General features: G+C 62.6%; 15 protein-coding genes. 5 read left to right on the forward strand and 10 right to left on the reverse strand.

Annotated features, from left to right (window positions below; translation table 11 throughout):
- Window positions 1-175: 175 nt before the first annotated feature.
- The 3 genes from NKH73_RS24005 to NKH73_RS24015 all read left to right on the forward strand — a co-directional run bounded on the left by NKH73_RS24005 (window position 176) and on the right by NKH73_RS24015 (window position 4,030).
- Window positions 176-1,111, forward strand: coding sequence for an alpha/beta fold hydrolase (locus NKH73_RS24005; protein ID WP_352936857.1), 936 nt, complete (start codon window positions 176-178; stop codon window positions 1,109-1,111).
- A 97-nt stretch (window positions 1,112-1,208) separates the two neighbouring features.
- A complete protein-coding gene (locus NKH73_RS24010; RefSeq protein WP_352936858.1) occupies window positions 1,209-2,384 on the forward strand; it encodes a CaiB/BaiF CoA transferase family protein in 1,176 nt (391 codons plus the stop codon).
- The gene (locus NKH73_RS24015; protein ID WP_352936859.1) at window positions 2,381-4,030 is read left to right on the forward strand and encodes a thiamine pyrophosphate-binding protein; all 1,650 of its coding nucleotides are present in this window, start codon (window positions 2,381-2,383) and stop codon (window positions 4,028-4,030) included. The genes NKH73_RS24010 and NKH73_RS24015 overlap by 4 nt, the downstream gene beginning before the upstream one ends.
- 46 nt (window positions 4,031-4,076) lie before the next feature.
- Here NKH73_RS24015 and NKH73_RS24020 read toward each other — a convergent pair whose 3' ends face one another.
- From NKH73_RS24020 to NKH73_RS24040, 5 genes are all read right to left on the reverse strand, one after another.
- Window positions 4,077-4,526 carry a CHRD domain-containing protein gene (locus tag NKH73_RS24020; protein WP_352936860.1) on the reverse strand — a complete coding sequence of 150 codons (450 nt, stop codon included), beginning with the start codon at window positions 4,524-4,526 and terminating at the stop codon, window positions 4,077-4,079.
- A 181-nt stretch (window positions 4,527-4,707) separates the two neighbouring features.
- Window positions 4,708-5,679 (reverse strand): ABC transporter substrate-binding protein, encoded by a 972-nt coding sequence (locus tag NKH73_RS24025; RefSeq protein ID WP_352936861.1) that lies wholly within the window; start codon window positions 5,677-5,679, stop codon window positions 4,708-4,710.
- An 80-nt stretch (window positions 5,680-5,759) separates the two neighbouring features.
- Window positions 5,760-6,890, reverse strand: a complete 1,131-nt coding sequence (locus NKH73_RS24030; RefSeq protein WP_352936862.1) for an ABC transporter permease — start codon at window positions 6,888-6,890, stop codon at window positions 5,760-5,762.
- The gene (locus tag NKH73_RS24035; RefSeq protein ID WP_352936863.1) at window positions 6,887-7,765 is read right to left on the reverse strand and encodes an ABC transporter permease; all 879 of its coding nucleotides are present in this window, start codon (window positions 7,763-7,765) and stop codon (window positions 6,887-6,889) included. The genes NKH73_RS24030 and NKH73_RS24035 overlap by 4 nt, the downstream gene beginning before the upstream one ends.
- 3 nt (window positions 7,766-7,768) lie before the next feature.
- Window positions 7,769-8,560 carry an ABC transporter ATP-binding protein gene (locus NKH73_RS24040; RefSeq protein ID WP_352936864.1) on the reverse strand — a complete coding sequence of 264 codons (792 nt, stop codon included), beginning with the start codon at window positions 8,558-8,560 and terminating at the stop codon, window positions 7,769-7,771.
- 144 nt (window positions 8,561-8,704) lie between these two features.
- Here NKH73_RS24040 and NKH73_RS24045 point away from each other — a divergent pair, with 144 nt between their 5' ends.
- Window positions 8,705-9,109: a cupin domain-containing protein gene (locus NKH73_RS24045; RefSeq protein WP_352936865.1), complete on the forward strand. Its 405-nt coding sequence runs from the start codon at window positions 8,705-8,707 to the stop codon at window positions 9,107-9,109.
- Window positions 9,110-9,126: 17 nt separating this feature from the next.
- On the opposite strand, the gene hydA is transcribed toward NKH73_RS24045, so the two are convergent.
- The 5 genes from hydA to aptA all read right to left on the reverse strand — a co-directional run bounded on the left by hydA (window position 9,127) and on the right by aptA (window position 14,189).
- On the reverse strand, window positions 9,127-10,578 hold the full coding sequence (hydA, locus tag NKH73_RS24050; RefSeq protein WP_352936866.1) for a dihydropyrimidinase: 1,452 nt from the start codon (window positions 10,576-10,578) through the stop codon (window positions 9,127-9,129).
- A 32-nt stretch (window positions 10,579-10,610) separates the two neighbouring features.
- Complete coding sequence (locus NKH73_RS24055; RefSeq protein WP_352936867.1) at window positions 10,611-11,051, reverse strand: contact-dependent growth inhibition system immunity protein; 441 nt, start codon at window positions 11,049-11,051, stop codon at window positions 10,611-10,613.
- Complete coding sequence (locus NKH73_RS24060) at window positions 11,048-12,298, reverse strand: Zn-dependent hydrolase (RefSeq protein WP_352936868.1); 1,251 nt, start codon at window positions 12,296-12,298, stop codon at window positions 11,048-11,050. Before NKH73_RS24060 ends, NKH73_RS24055 begins: the two co-directional genes overlap by 4 nt.
- Window positions 12,299-12,301: 3 nt before the next feature.
- The gene (locus tag NKH73_RS24065; protein WP_352936869.1) at window positions 12,302-12,721 is read right to left on the reverse strand and encodes an endonuclease domain-containing protein; all 420 of its coding nucleotides are present in this window, start codon (window positions 12,719-12,721) and stop codon (window positions 12,302-12,304) included.
- A gap of 139 nt (window positions 12,722-12,860) precedes the next feature.
- Window positions 12,861-14,189 (reverse strand): omega-aminotransferase AptA, encoded by a 1,329-nt coding sequence (aptA, locus tag NKH73_RS24070; protein ID WP_352936870.1) that lies wholly within the window; start codon window positions 14,187-14,189, stop codon window positions 12,861-12,863.
- A gap of 253 nt (window positions 14,190-14,442) precedes the next feature.
- On the opposite strand from aptA, the gene NKH73_RS24075 reads away from it, so the two are divergent.
- Window positions 14,443-15,072 carry a TetR family transcriptional regulator C-terminal domain-containing protein gene (locus tag NKH73_RS24075; RefSeq protein ID WP_352936871.1) on the forward strand — a complete coding sequence of 210 codons (630 nt, stop codon included), beginning with the start codon at window positions 14,443-14,445 and terminating at the stop codon, window positions 15,070-15,072.
- Window positions 15,073-15,218: the final 146 nt, after the last annotated feature.

The following is a 15,218-nucleotide window of genomic DNA, read 5'->3' on the forward strand; positions in this document are numbered from 1 at the left end:
TGCCGCGGCAACAGACTGCCGCCCTCACTCGGTATCAAATTCTCCATGTCAGAATTGCGATACTGTGTGTAGCGAGGCAAGAACAGCGCTGCGGAAAACGCCGATTGACGCAAAACCGGCCTCGGCGCACGCAAACGCTCGTGGGTGCGAAAGACGCGTTGGAGACGAAGCGACAATGTCATTCAGCCAGCAGCGCGTGCTCCGATCGCCGACCGGCGCCGAGCTCAACCTCTATGTGAAGCGCGCCGAGGGCCGCTCGCGCGCCGCTATTCACATCAATCACGGGCTGGCAGAGCACGCCGCACGCTATGTCCGTTTCGCTACCTTTCTGGGCGAGCGCGGTTACCACGTTTACGCCCACGACCATCGTGGCCACGGTGCAACCAAGGCGCCAGACGCGCCACTCGGCCAGTTCGCTCAATCAGATGGCGGCGCCAAGGTCATAGCCGATGTCGCCGCCGTGCACGATTTGATCGCCGGCGAACATCCCGGCCTGCCCGTTATCGCCTTCGGCCATTCCATGGGCGGCCTCATCGCGTTGAATTTCATGCTTGCCCACGCGAACCGGCTGCATGCCGCCGCCATCTGGAACGCCAATTTTTCCGCTGGGCTCGCTGGCCGTGCCGCGCAAGCCATCCTGGCCTGGGAAAAATTCCGGCTCGGCTCCGACATGCCGTCGCGCATGCTGCCGAGACTGACCTTCCAGGCCTGGGGCAAGGCCATCCCCGATCACCGAACGCCATTCGACTGGCTGTCGCGCGACACAGCCGAAGTCGACAAATACATCGCCGATCCGCTCTGCGGCTGGGATGCCTCCGTGTCGATGTGGCGCGACGTGTTCGGGTTTGTCTTCGACGGTGCCGACGACACTAATTTTTCCGGCGTCCGCAAGACCCTGCCGATCTGCCTCGTCGGCGGCGAAAAGGACCCCGCCACCGACGGCGGCAAGGCGGTCAACCACCTCGCAGGGCGCCTGCGCAGGATGGGCTTTTCGAATCTCGTTTCAAAGGTTTATGCCGAGACCCGCCACGAAAGCCTGAACGAGGTGAATCGGGATGTTGTCATGGATGATTTCGCCGCATGGGCCGACGGCGTACTGAAACAAGCCTGATCGGCGTTAACCCGATCGAGGTTGGCCTATCGCAAGGGCCGTGACAGCCGCACACGGTATTGATAGAGGCTCTGCTTTCGACCCATAACGGTGATCCATGGCCGAACCCCCGCTGAAAGGCGTCCGCGTTATCGAACTCGCCCGCATCCTGGCCGGACCGTGGGCCGGGCAGCTGCTTGCCGATCTCGGCGCCGACGTGATCAAGGTCGAAAGCCCGGATGGTGGCGACGATACCCGCAAATGGGGTCCGCCCTTCGTCATGAGCCATGACGGCGAAAATCTTTCCGCCGCCTATTACCATTCCTGCAATCGCGGCAAGCGCTCCATCGCCATCGATTTCTCGACGCCCGAAGGCGCCGAGACCGTGCGCCGGCTGGTCGCGACCGCAGACGTTTTGATCGAGAACTTCAAGCTCGGGGGCCTGAAGAAATACGGGCTCGACTATGACAGCCTGCGCAAGATCAACCCGCGGCTGATCTATTGCTCGATCACCGGCTTCGGCCAGGACGGGCCCTACGCGCCACGCGCCGGTTATGACTTCATCATCCAGGCCATGGCCGGCATGATGTCGATCACCGGCGAGGCCGGCCGCGAGCCGCAAAAGGCCGGGGTTGCCATATCAGACATTTTCACCGGCCTCTATTCGGTGGTCGCCATCCAGGCAGCACTTCGCCACGCCGAGAAGACCGGCGAAGGCCAGCATATCGACATGGCGCTCTACGACACCCAGATCTCGACGCTCGGCAACCAGAACCTAAACTATCTGGTCTCAGGCAAATCGCCGGTGCAGATGGGCAATGCGCATATGAATATCGCGCCCTACGAAGTGGTGCCGGTGAAGGACGGTCATATCATCCTGGCCATCGGCAATGACGGCCAGTTCGCCAAATTCTGCGCGGCCGTCGGATTGGACGAGCTGTCGTCGAACCCCGATTTCGCCACCAATCCCGCGCGGGTCGCCAACCGGGCGAAGCTGCGCGAGCATATGATCGAGGCGCTAAAAACCTTCGATCGCGACCCGCTGCTGGCCAAACTGGAGGCGGCAAGTGTGCCTGCCAGCCCGATCAACACGATCGGCCAGATGTTTGCCGACCCGCAGACCATCGCGCGCGGCATGCGGCTCGACCTCGACGACGGCCACGGCAATCTCCTGCCCACGGTACGCGCACCGATGGTCATGTCGGGCACGCCGCTCGCCTATGAGCGGCCCTCGCCGCGTCTCGGCGAACACACCGAAGAAATTCTTGCCGAACTGGAGAGGTCAGGAAAATGAAAACCGGCGGACAATTGATCGTCGATGCGCTGGAAGCCAACGGCGCTGACCGCATCTATTGCGTGCCCGGAGAATCCTATCTCGCGGTGCTCGACGCGCTGCACGATTCGACGATCCGCACCATCGTCTGCCGCCAGGAAGGCGGCGCTGCGATGATGGCCGACTGCCATGGACGCCTGACCGGCAAACCCGGCATCTGCTTCGTCACCCGCGGGCCCGGCGCCACCAACGCCTCGGCCGGCATCCACATCGCCATGCAGGATTCGGTTCCCGTCATCCTGTTCATCGGCCAGGTCGCCAGCCACGCCAAGGGGCGCGAGGCGTTCCAGGAGGTCGACTATTCCAGGTTCTTCGGTGACATCGCCAAATGGGTGGTCGAGATCGACGATGCCTCACGCATCCCCGAATTCGTCACCCGGGCCTTCGCTGTGGCGACGTCCGGCCGCCCCGGCCCGGTGGTCATCTCGCTGCCGGAAGACATGCTGACCAGCCTTGCCGAGGCGCCGGAGGCCCAGCACTACACGCGCGTCGAAACCTCTCCCGGTGAAGTCGAACTCGACCGGCTCGAAGCGCTGCTCAATGCCGCGAAACGGCCTGTGGCTATTCTGGGCGGCACACGTTGGGATGCCAATGCCGTTCAGGAAATGCAGCGTATCGCCGAAGCCTGGTCGCTGCCGGTCGGCTGTTCCTTCCGCCGCCAGATGCTGTTCGATCATCTGCATCCAAACTATGCCGGCGATGTCGGCATCGGCATCAACCCCAAGCTGGCGACGGCGATCAAGCAGGCCGACCTCGTGCTGCTGATTGGCGGTCGCATGGGCGAAATGCCGTCCTCCGACTACACGCTGCTGAAGAGCCCCTACCCAGACCAGACACTGGTCCATGTCCACGCCGACGCCGGCGAGCTCGGCCGCGTCTACCGGCCGACGCTGGCGATCAACGCCTCGCCTTCCGCCTTCGTGCGGGCCTTCGCCAGGAGGAAGGGGCCGGCGGCGCCGAACTGGGCCGACGAAACCCAACGCCTGCATGCCGCCTATCTCGACTGGTCTACGCCGCCGGAAACCGGACCTGGTCCGGTGCAGATGGGATCGATCATGAACTATCTCGAAACGGTGCTGCCCGATGATGCGATCCTCACCAATGGCGCCGGCAATTATGCCACCTGGGTGCACCGCTTCCACCGTTTCCGCCGCTTTGCCACGCAGGCGGCCCCCACCTCCGGCTCGATGGGCTACGGCACGCCGGCAGCCGTTGCCGCCAAGGAACTCTTCCCCGAGCGCGACGTGATTGCATTTGCCGGCGACGGCTGCTTCCTGATGAACGGGCAGGAATTCGCCACCGCCGTGCAGTACGATTTGCCGATCATCGTCATCGTCGTCAACAACGGCATCTATGGCACCATCCGCATGCATCAGGAGCGGGAATATCCAGGTCGCGTCGTCGCCACCGACCTAAAGAATCCCGATTTCGCAGCTCTCGCCCGCGCCTATGGCGGCCATGGCGAGACGGTCGAGAAGACAGCCGACTTCGCGCCGGCCTTCGAACGCGCCCGTGCCAGCGGCAAACCGTCGATCGTCGAGATCAGGCTCGACCCCGAGGCCATCACGCCCACCCGGACGATGACCCAGATCCGCGAAAAGGTCTGATCCGGCGGAAAGGGACGCCCTTTCCGTCGGCAGAAGAAGACCCTGGCTACATCGCCGCCGCCTTCTCGATCTGCCCGCGGATCTCGCCGTCCTTATGGGCCGCCGTATGGATGTTGATGTAATATTTGCCGGCCATCAGGTCGGCAGCCTGAGCGTCGGTCAGCACCGCCGCCCCCTTGAACGGACTTTTTGGAGCGCCCTTGAACGGGACGGCGACGCCGGCATTTTCACCCTTTGCCGCCGGACCGTGAATATGTCCGGCCGTAGCCGGGCCGCTGAGGCCCGAATACGTCACGTTCCATGTGAGCTGTTTCGTGGCGGTGTCAAAGACGAGAGCGGCGGTACCCTTGCCCTCCGTGGTGATGGGCGGATTCTGCTGAGCTCCATCGAGCGTCGCCTTCATCTTCATCATGTCGGCCAGGGCCGGTGAAGCGCACAGGAAAGAAGCCGAAACGGCCAACGCCGAAAGCATCGGCGAGAAGGATTGTATGCGCATGGAAATCTCCGTTGTGGCGATGACATCCGCTGAAATTGGATGCACCGGCACAACGTTGTGGCGAGCGGATGTTTCCACCGGTAACGGCTATTTTACGTCCCAACAAAAAGGGGCGGTCGCCCGCCCCTTTTTTCGAATTGCAGACCCCAGAATCCCGGTTGATCGCCTCTGCCTGATCGTCTTATTTGATCGCTTTGTCGGTGATGGCAGTCGTGTAGGCGCCGCTCGGCTCCTTGGTGATGATCTTCTGATCGAGGAGCGCCTTGGCGGTGCGCGCGTAGGTCGCCGGGTCGAGCTTGCCATCGGCATTGTCGATCAGCTTGGCGACTTCGCCCATCATGCGCTTCTGGTGATTCTCGTCCTGGCCGCCATTGTCCATGACGATGCCGGCCGCCTCGTCGGAATTGTCGACGGCATATTTCCAGCCCTTCATCGAGGCCCGCACGAAACGCACCATCTTGTCCTCGAAGGCCGGATCCTTGAGCTTGTCCTCGGACGCATAGAGCCCGTCCTCGAGCAGGTCGTTGCCCATCGCCGAGTAGTTGAACACGATCAGCTCTTCCGGCTTGTAGCCGGCGTCGATGAGCTGCCAATATTCGTTGTAGGTCATGACCGAGATGCAATCCGCCTGTTTCTGGATCAGCGGCTGTACGTCGAAACTTTGCTTCAGCACGGTAACGCCGTCCGGGCCGCCGTCGGTCTTCAGGCCAAGCTTGTTCATCCAGGCGTAGAACGGATATTCATTGCCGAAGAACCAGACGCCGAGCGTATGGCCCTTGAAGTCGGCTTCGGTCTTGATCGGGCCATCCTTAGGGCAGACCAGCTGCATGCCGGCCTTCTTGAACGGCTGGGCGATATTGACCAGCGGCACGCCCTTTTCGCGTGCGGCGAGCGCGCCGCCCATCCAGTCGACGATGACGTCGGCGCCGCCACCGGCGATCACCTGCTCCGGCGCAATGTCAGGGCCGCCCGGCTTGATCTCGACGTCAAGCCCCTCGGCCTCGTAGAACCCCTTGTCCTTGGCGACGTAGTAGCCGGCAAACTGCGCCTGCGTGACCCATTTCAGCTGCAGCGTCACCTTGTCCGCGGCCATCGCCTGGAACGCGGCAAGCGACATCGCGCCGGCCAGCATCGAAATAACAAGTCTTTTCATGTTTTTACCCTCTGAAGTTAAGTGTTCACCCTTTAGGAACAGGACCTTCAATGCGCTCCTAATTCCAACCCGCCACCGCCCTATCCTCCACGGACGGAGGGATGCCAAAACGTGACTGCTCTCTCGAAAAGAGCGACCACGCCATAAAAGACCGAACCCGCAAGTGCTGCAACTGCGATTTCGGCCCAGACCATGTCGATGTTCATCCGCCCGACCTCGGTCGAAATCCGGAATCCCATGCCGACCACCGGCGTGCCGAAGAATTCCGCGACGATGGCGCCGATCAGCGCCAGCGTCGAATTGATCTTCAGCGCGTTGAAGATGAAGGGCGCGGCCGCCGGCAACCGCAGCTTGAACAGCGTCTGCCAATAGCTCGACGCATAGGTGCGCATCAGGTCGCGTTCCATATGGCCGGAGGCGGCAAGGCCGGCGACCGTATTCACCAGCATCGGGAAGAAGGTCATGATGATGACGACGGCGGCCTTCGACTGCCAGTCGAAACCGAACCACATGACCATGATAGGCGCCACGCCGATGATCGGTAGCGCCGACACCATGTTGCCGATCGGCAAAAGCCCGCGGCGCAGGAACGGCACGCGGTCGGCCGCGATGGCGGTGAGGAAGCCGGCACCGCTGCCAACCACATAGCCAAAGAGCACCGCCTTGAAGATGGTCTGCCGCACGTCGGCGGCGAGCACCGGCAGCGAATTGGCAATACGCACGCCGATGGCGCTTGGCGGCGGCAGCAATATGAAAGGGATGCCCGCGCCGCGCGTCACCGCCTCCCAGATGATCAGGATCCAGGCGCCGAAGATCGCCGGAATGATCAGCCTCAAAGCGGCCGCCGCCCAGCGCGAAGTCGGACGAAGTGCGGACAGGATCGTCACGCAGCGCCAGGCCAGAAACCATGCCGCGGCGAGCAGCAGATAGAAGGACGCGCGAGCGGTGCCTTCATTGCCGGTTATGCCGGCGAGCAGCATCCACGCCGCGCCGTGCGCGCCAAGGAAGAGTAACACCACCCCAATCACCGATGGAAAGTTGTCGGCAGCAATTGCAAGGAACAGCAAGAAGAAAATCAAAGCCGCGGTCGCCGTGCCGTAACCGGAGGTGGCATCGGTAAGCGGCCAAAGAAGGAGCGCGCCGGCAAGAAGGGCAAGCGCGGCATATCCTTGCCAGGAACGGGGCGTGATCGACGAAAGAAGGGAGCTCATGCCGGTCTCCCGCCCATGGTGCGGTCGACGATGCGCCCGGCAATGCCGACCACCATCACCAGCAGAGCCGCCACGACCGAGCCGGCCACCAGCGCCGACCAGATGTCGATCGTCTGGCTGTAATAGGCACCGGCCAGCAGCTTGGCACCGATGCCGGCCACTGCACCGGTCGGCAGTTCGCCGACGATGGCGCCGACTAGGCTGGCGGCGACCGCCACCTTCATCGAGGTGAACAGGAACGGCACCGACGCCGGCACCCGCAATTTCCAGAAGGTCTGCGAGGGGCTGGCATTGTAGGTGTGCATCAGATCGAGATGGGTGAGCTCGGGCGAACGCAGCCCCTTGACCATGCCGACGGCCACCGGGAAGAACGACAGATACGTCGAGATCAGCGCCTTCGGGATCAGCCCGGTGACGCCGATCGCCGCCAGCACAACGATGATCATCGGCGCCACCGCCAGGATCGGAATGGTCTGCGAGGCGATGATCCACGGCATCAGGCTGCGGTCGAGCGTCGCCACATGCACGATGCCGACGGCGATGACGATGCCGAGTGCCGTGCCGAACGCGAAGCCGAGCAGCGTCGAGGACAGCGTCACCCAGGCATTGTAGACAAGGCTGCGGTTGCTGGTGACCTTGCGCAGAAAAGTGTTCTCGAAGAAATTCACCGCCACCTGATGCGGCGCCGGCAACGTCGGCTTCGGCTGCGACATCGTCTTGCCGATGAATTCCACAATACCAGGCGTCACGCCGGCACGGCGGTCGAGGTCGCGCTGGAACGGCGCGTTCAGGATGACTGCGAAAACATACCAGACGACCACCACGCCTAAGAGGATCGAGGTCACCGGAACGATCTTGTCGCGAAAGGAGTCCACGCCTCAATCCTCGTAGGAGTGGCCGGCGCGCAGCCCGTCACGCACGCGTGCCGCGATTGCCAGGAACTCCGGCGTCTCGCGGATGTCGAGCGGCCGCTTCTTCGGCAGCGTCGATTCGATAACGTCGCTGACGCGGCCCGGACGCGGCGACATGACGACGATGCGCGTCGAGAGGTAGACCGCCTCGGGAATGGAATGGGTGACGAAACAGATGGTCTTGTTGGTCCGCTCCCAAAGCTCCAGCAGCTGTTCGTTTAGATGGTCGCGCACGATCTCGTCCAGCGCGCCGAACGGCTCGTCCATCAACAGAAGATCAGCATCGAAGGCCAGCGCCCGCGCTATCGAGGCGCGCTGCTGCATGCCGCCTGAAAGCTGCCACGGATACTTCTTCTCGAAGCCGGCCAGGTTGACGAGGTCGAGCGTGCGCTTGATCCGCGCCGCCTGCTCCGCCTTGGAGAGGCCCATAATCTCCAGTGGCAGCGCCACGTTGCGATCGATCGTACGCCACGGATAAAGCGCCGCCGCCTGGAAGACATAGCCATAGGCGCGGCTCTGGCGCGCCTGCTCGGGCGTCATGCCGTTGACGGAGATGGTTCCCGAAGTCGGCTTCTCCAGATCGGCGATGACCCGCAGCAAGGTCGTCTTGCCGCAGCCGGACGGCCCGATGAAGGAGACGAATTCGCCCTTGCCGATGGTCAGGTCGACATCCGACAACGCCTGCACTGGACCATCACTGGTCTGGAAGGTCAGGCCGAGCTTGCTTGCCGAAACGACGGCTGGCGATGCTCCCGTCATCGGCCGCAGCCTGCCTTTTCGCACCGCTGGCGCGCCTGCTGGAATCCGGTTGATCTTTCCTCGATGTTGCTTTCCACTCGCCCCGTCCTATCCGACTGAGAGTTCCTATCCGGCTGAGAGCCCACTCGATCGAGAGTCGCCCCGATGTCGCCCAAACCCACTTGTCATCTTATCCGCCCTGAAAGCTCTTATGAAGGCAAGCAGGGACTGAGTTATTTCACCGGCATCGCCGCCGAGACAGTCGGCTCTACCGGCATCTGCATGCATATTCTCACCATGCCGCCCGGTGCCCGCGCCAAGGCGCACCTGCATGAAAGCCATGAGACGGCGATCTATGTGCTCTCCGGCGAGGTCCATACCTGGTATGGCGACCGGCTCGAACAGCACATTATCGTCAAGGCCGGCGACCTCTTCTACATCCCGGCCGGCGTCCCGCACCTGCCCGCCAATCTGAGCGACAGCCCCTCTTCGGCGGTCATTGCCCGCACCGATCCCAACGAGCAGGAAAGCGTCGCTCTGCTGCCGGAACTGGATGCGCTGGTCGCCTGAGGCGAAAACCAAGCAGCTCAAACCCCGGTCGCCGGAATGCCTGTACGTTCCACTTTGCGCGGCGCAGAAATCTCCTTCCAGGTCGACAGCGCCCGGTTGACCGCTGCATTCGGCTCGCGGCCGACGAACTCGCCATGGCCGGGCTTCGCCTTGACCTCAGCCTCCTGGATCGACAGTTCGCCGCGCGAAAAGACGAAGCGCGGCAGGCCGGTGACCTCAAAACCTTCGAAGACGTTGTAATCGATCACCGACTGCTGTTTCTTGGAGGTGATCGTCTTCTTGCGCTTCGGGTCCCAGACGACGATATCGGCGTCCGCACCCTCAACGATGGCGCCCTTCTTCGGATACATGTTGAGGATCTTCGCGATGTTGGTCGAGGTCACCGCGACGAACTCGTTCATCGTCAGCCGGCCGGTGTTGACGCCGGTGGTCCACAGCACCGGCAAGCGGTCCTCAAGCCCGCCGGTGCCGTTCGGGATTTTGGTGAAATCGCCGACGCCGTTGCGCTTTTGGCTGGTGGTGAAGGCGCAGTGGTCGGTCGCCACCACTTGCAGCGATCCGGCCTGCAGGCCGGCCCACAGCGAATCCTGGTGCAGTTTGTTGCGGAAGGGCGGGCTCATCACCCGGCGCGCCGCGTGGTCCCAGTCCTTGTTGAAATACTCGCTCTCGTCAAGCGTCAGGTGCTGGATCAATGGCTCGCCGAACACGCGCATGCCCTTCTGGCGCGCCCGGCGAATGGCTTCATGGGCCTGCTCGCAGGAGACATGCACGACATAGAGCGGCACGCCGGCCATGTCGGCGATCATGATGGCGCGGTTGGTCGCCTCGCCTTCGACTTCCGGCGGGCGTGAATAGGCGTGTCCCTCCGGGCCATTGTTGCCCGCGGCCAGCAGCTTCTGCGAAAGCGCCGCCACCACGTCGCCATTCTCGGCATGAACCAGCGGCAGCGCGCCAAGGTCGGCGCAGCGCTGGAACGACGAATACATTTCGTCATCATCGACCATCAGCGCGCCCTTGTAGGCCATGAAGTGCTTGAACGAAGTGATGCCCTTATCGACGACGGTGGCCATCTCGTCGAACACCTGCTTGCCCCACCAGGTGACCGCCATGTGGAAGGAATAGTCGCAGGACGCTTTCGAGGTCTTGTTGTCCCACATCTGCAAGGCCTCAAGCAGCGACTGCTGCGGCGCCGGCAGACAGAAATCGACCACCATCGTCGTGCCGCCGGCAAGGGCGGCGCGCGTGCCGCTCTCGAAATCGTCGGCCGAATAGGTGCCCATGAACGGCATTTCGAGATGGGTATGGGGGTCAATGCCGCCGGGCATCACATAGCAGCCGGTGGCGTCGAACTCGTGGTCGCCGTGAAGGTTCGAGCCGATGGCAACGATCTTGCCGTGCTGCATCAGCAAATCGGCCTTCCAGGTGCGGTCGGCGGTCACGATGGTGCCATTCCGGATGACTTTGGTCATTTTCTTGTTCCCCTATAATCGCGCTGGCAGGGCTAGGTTTTCTTCGACCTCGTGTCCTGACTGCTCCAAGCCTCCCAGGCGGACTCGAATCGCGGCCGATGCTTGGCAACGTCTGACATGGTTTGATCAAGCGACCGCAAGATCCCGTCAAGCTCCACCCACAAATGCTGGTTCTCCATCCAGAACCGATGTGGAATCTTCAGGCAGTTCGTAAGCAGATCGCCGTCGTAGAACGTCACCCCGATCAGCGGGTTTTCAACCAGGATGGATATCGCTTTCGGAACCACATACTCCAGTCCGAACCCTTGGCTGACCAAAAGCCTCACCTGCTCATTGGTAAGATCCCGCAACGGCGTCGCCAGGGCAATGCTGGCATGTTCGACAAGAGAGGTCGGATACGGCGGCTGATCCGCCTTCCAGCCCAGCAACACGTTGAGCGGTCGGTCCTCGTCAAGATTGCCCCGCGGCTTCACCCCACGATCTCCGCCGTCTCCACCACCGCATGGAACAGCACATCGGCGCCGGCCGCAGCCCATTCCTTGGTAATTTCCTCTGCCTCGTTGTGGCTGAGCCCGTCGACACACGGGCACATCACCATCGCCGTCGGCGCGACGCGGTTAATCCAGCAGGCGTCGTGGCCGGCCCCGGAGACGATGTTGCGATGCGTATAACCCAAGCGCTCTGCCGCTTCCCGCACAGCCTTGACGCAGCCTGCATCGAACGTAACCGGATCGAAATGGCCGACCTGATCGATTTGATATTTGATGTCGAGCGCCTCGCAGATCGTGTCGATGCCCTCGCGGATGCGGCCGTCCATGGCATCCAGCACCTCCTTTTCCGGCGAGCGGATGTCGATGGTGAACACGGTGCGCCCAGCGATGATGTTGCGCGAGTTCGGATAGACCTCCATATGGCCGACCGCACCGACGGCGTCGGGCTGGTAGTCCATGGCGATCTCATGCACCAGCTCGATCACTCGCGCCATGCCGAGCCCGGCGTTGCGGCGCTTGGGCATCGGCGTCGAGCCGGTGTGCGCCTCCTTGCCGGTCAGCGTCACCTGCAGCCATTTCAGTCCCTGGCCATGGGTGACGACACCGATGTCGATGCGCTCGTCTTCGAGGATCGGGCCTTGCTCGATATGCAGCTCGAAGAAGGCGTGTATCTTGCGGTCACCAACCTTCTCGGTGCCCTTCCAGCCGATGCGTTCGAGCTCCTCGCCGAATTTCTTGCCGTCCTTGTCGACATGCGAATAGACGTCGGCCTGGTCGAGGACGCCGGCAAAAACGCCGGACGCCATCATGGCCGGCGCAAAGCGCGCGCCTTCCTCGTTCGTCCAGTTGGTGACGACAATCGGATGTTTTGTCTTGATGCCGAGCTCGTTGAGCGAGCGCACGATCTCCAACCCGCCAAGCACGCCGAGCACGCCGTCATACTTGCCGCCGGTCGGCTGCGTATCGAGATGGCTGCCGACATAGACCGGCGGCAGATCAGGGTCGGTGCCTTCGCGGCGGGCAAACATCGTGCCCATCTCGTCGAGGCCCATTTCGAGGCCGGCCGCCTCGCACCAGCGCTTGAACAGATGCCGCCCCTCGCCGTCCGCGTCGGTCAACGTCTGGCGATTGTTGCCGCCGGCAATGCCGGGGCCGATCTTCGCCATCTCCATTATCGAATCCCACAAACGGTCTGAATTGATTCGCAGATTCTCGCCGGGTGCGGCCATATTCTAAAACCTCATTGATTGCGGCACGCCGGCGTCCCCCTCCCCCTCGAGGGGAGGGTGGCCGCGAAGCGGTCGGGTGGGGTCGCCGAACATGCGCGCGACTTTCTCCTTGACCGCCCGCGCCACATGCCAAGCGCTGTTTATGACATCGGGCTCATCGACGCGAAAGATATCGAACCCGAGCGATCGCAAATAGGCGTCACGGACAGCGTCATGCCGTTTGCCCCTCTCCTGTTCGTGCAAGTCGCCATCCACTTCCACCACCAGCTTTACCGCAAGACAAGCGAAGTCGACGATATAGGGTCCGATCGGGCACTGGCGGCGGAACTTGAACCCGCCCGATTTCAATTCGCGCAGTTCATACCACAGCAGAGATTCGCCCTTGGTCGCGTGAACTCGAAGCGCCCGCGCCTTTTGGCGCATTTCGAAACTCACTCGGGTACGGGGCATCAGAAGCGAACTCGCAGCAAAAGATCAGGTCGGCGCGCGTCGCCACCGACCCCACCCGACCGCTTCGCGGCCCCCCTCCCCTCAAGGGGGAGGGATATCCGCGCCCGGTTCTTCAATCGATGGACCTCAGCACATCCCGCACATGGTCGATCAATTCGTTGATCTGGCCTTTGGTGATGATCAGCGGCGGCGACAGCGCGATGATGTCGCCGGTGGTGCGGATCAAGGCGCCGCGCTCGAACGCCTTGACGAAAGCCGAGAAGGCTCGCTTGGTCGGCTGCCCGGCGATCGGCGCCAGCTCGATCGCGCCGATCAGGCCGATATTCCTGATATCGATGACGTTCGGCTCGCCCTTCAGTGAATGCAGCGCATCCTCCCAATAGGGCGCCAGTTCCTCGCCGCGGGTCAACAGCCCCTCTTCCTTGTAGGTGTCGAGTGTGCCGAGCGCGGCCGCACAGGCGATCGGATTGCCCGAATAGGTGTAGCCGTGGAAGAACTCGATCATATGTTCGGGGCCGGTCATGAAGGCGTCGTGGATCTCCTTCTTGACGAACACCGCGCCCATCGGGATGACGCCGTTGGAGACGCCCTTGGCGGTCGTCATGATGTCGGGCGTGACGCCGAAATAGTCGGCGGCGAACGGCGCGCCAAGGCGGCCGAAACCGGTGATGACCTCGTCGAAGATCAACAGGATGCCGTGCTTTGTGCAGATTTCACGCAGCTTCTGCAAATAGCCCTTCGGCGGCAGGATGACGCCTGTGGAACCGGCCACCGGCTCGACGATGACGGCCGCGATGGTCGAGGCGTCGTGCAGCGCGACGATGCGCTCCAACTCGTTGGCCAATTCCGCGCCATGTTCGGGCACGCCCTTGGTGAACGAATTCTTCTCGGGCAGATGGGTGTGCGGCATGTGGTCGACGCCGCCGAGCAGCGTGCCGAACATCTTGCGGTTGGTGACGATGCCGCCGACCGAGATGCCGCCGAAATTGACGCCGTGATAGCCGCGCTCGCGGCCGATCAGGCGGGTGCGCGAACCCTCGCCCTTCACGCGGTGATAGGCGATCGCCATCTTGAGCGCCGTTTCGACCGATTCCGAACCGGAATTGGTGAAGAACACATGATCCATGCCTTTCGGCGCGATGTCGACCAGGCGGTTGGCCAGTTCGAACACGATCGGGTGGCCCATCTGGAAGGCCGGCGCATAGTCGAGCTCGGCGGCCTGGTGCTGTATCGCTTCGGTGATCTTCGGCCGGCAATGGCCGGCATTGACGCACCACAGCCCGGCGGTGCCGTCGAGAACCTTGCGGCCGTCGCTCGTCGTGTAGTGCATGTCCTTGGCGGACACGAACATGCGCGGCGCCTGCTTGAACTGCCGGTTTGCCGTGAACGGCATCCAGAATGCGCTGAGATCGTTCGGCGTGACTTTCAGCCGGTTGGACATGACCAAGACTTCCCCTTGTAACTGTTTCGGTGCGGCTAACGCTTGGTCTTCCCGACACTTGGTCTTCGCTGCGTTTTCGTGCTACGCAAATTTTGACCGATTGGACAAACGTTAGCACCGCCCTGTCGGCGGTCAAGGGATTACTAGCGGAAATGCGGCATCTGAAGCGCGCTCCACAGGCCGGAGAAAAACTGGTCCAGAGAATTGGTCCAGATGGCCCTCGCGGCGATGTCCTGCGGGGATGACGGCCGACATGGACACCCCCGCCCCTCGCCGCACCCGCATCCAGCAGGAAAAGCGCGAACTCATCCTGGAGGCGGCACTCGAAGTCTTCTCAACCAACGGCTTTCGCGGCTCGACCATCGACCAGATCGCCGAAGCCGCCGGCATGTCGAAGCCTAACCTGCTCTACTATTTCCGCCGCAAGGAGGACATCCACGAGACGCTGATGCAGCGGCTTCTGGACACCTGGCTGGCGCCACTGCGCGAACTCGACGACATCGGCGACCCCCTGACCGAATTGCGCAGCTACATCAGGCGCAAGCTCGAAATGGCGCGCGATTTCCCTAGGGAAAGCCGCCTGTTCGCCAACGAGATCCTGCAGGGCGCGCCGCGCATCATGCCGATGCTGGAAGGCGAGTTGAAGACGCTGGTCGACGAGAAGGCGGCCGTCATCAAGGGCTGGATGCGCGCCGGCAAGATCGCCCGCACCGACCCCTGGCACCTGATCTTCTCGATCTGGGCAACGACGCAGCACTACGCCGATTTCGACGTCCAGGTCCGCGCCGTGCTCGGCCCCAACCGCGGCGGTGACGGCCGCTTCGAGGACGCGGCAAGGTTCCTCGAGCAATTGTTCATCGACGGGCTGAAGCCGAAGGGTTAGCTCTCGTTTCGTCACCCTAGGGTCTGCGCTGCGTCGCTTCGCGGCTGCTACGCCCTGGAATGACGAAGCTGACGGGCGGCGGCTGTCTTCGGCTGAATGCGTCGGAGCTCCATCGGCATCATTATAGCAGTCTCGATACCAGGATG

This window comes from Mesorhizobium sp. M0938 (assembly GCF_040319125.1).
Classification (GTDB): domain Bacteria; phylum Pseudomonadota; class Alphaproteobacteria; order Rhizobiales; family Rhizobiaceae; genus Mesorhizobium; species Mesorhizobium robiniae.

What these genes read in the sequence shown, in the direction of transcription:
- NKH73_RS24065 (WP_352936869.1), bottom strand. Translation starts at nt 12,721, where the DNA reads ATGCGCCAAAAGGCGCGGGCGCTTCGAGTTCACGCGACCAAGGGCGAA.
- NKH73_RS24025 (WP_352936861.1), bottom strand. Translation starts at nt 5,679, where the DNA reads ATGAAAAGACTTGTTATTTCGATGCTGGCCGGCGCGATGTCGCTTGCC.
- NKH73_RS24015 (WP_352936859.1), top strand. Translation starts at nt 2,381, where the DNA reads ATGAAAACCGGCGGACAATTGATCGTCGATGCGCTGGAAGCCAACGGC.
- NKH73_RS24045 (WP_352936865.1), top strand. Translation starts at nt 8,705, where the DNA reads ATGTCGCCCAAACCCACTTGTCATCTTATCCGCCCTGAAAGCTCTTAT.
- NKH73_RS24030 (WP_352936862.1), bottom strand. Translation starts at nt 6,890, where the DNA reads ATGAGCTCCCTTCTTTCGTCGATCACGCCCCGTTCCTGGCAAGGATAT.
- NKH73_RS24005 (WP_352936857.1), top strand. Translation starts at nt 176, where the DNA reads ATGTCATTCAGCCAGCAGCGCGTGCTCCGATCGCCGACCGGCGCCGAG.
- NKH73_RS24075 (WP_352936871.1), top strand. Translation starts at nt 14,443, where the DNA reads ATGGACACCCCCGCCCCTCGCCGCACCCGCATCCAGCAGGAAAAGCGC.
- NKH73_RS24060 (WP_352936868.1), bottom strand. Translation starts at nt 12,298, where the DNA reads ATGGCCGCACCCGGCGAGAATCTGCGAATCAATTCAGACCGTTTGTGG.
- aptA (WP_352936870.1), bottom strand. Translation starts at nt 14,189, where the DNA reads ATGTCCAACCGGCTGAAAGTCACGCCGAACGATCTCAGCGCATTCTGG.
- hydA (WP_352936866.1), bottom strand. Translation starts at nt 10,578, where the DNA reads ATGACCAAAGTCATCCGGAATGGCACCATCGTGACCGCCGACCGCACC.
- NKH73_RS24040 (WP_352936864.1), bottom strand. Translation starts at nt 8,560, where the DNA reads ATGACGGGAGCATCGCCAGCCGTCGTTTCGGCAAGCAAGCTCGGCCTG.
- NKH73_RS24010 (WP_352936858.1), top strand. Translation starts at nt 1,209, where the DNA reads ATGGCCGAACCCCCGCTGAAAGGCGTCCGCGTTATCGAACTCGCCCGC.
- NKH73_RS24020 (WP_352936860.1), bottom strand. Translation starts at nt 4,526, where the DNA reads ATGCGCATACAATCCTTCTCGCCGATGCTTTCGGCGTTGGCCGTTTCG.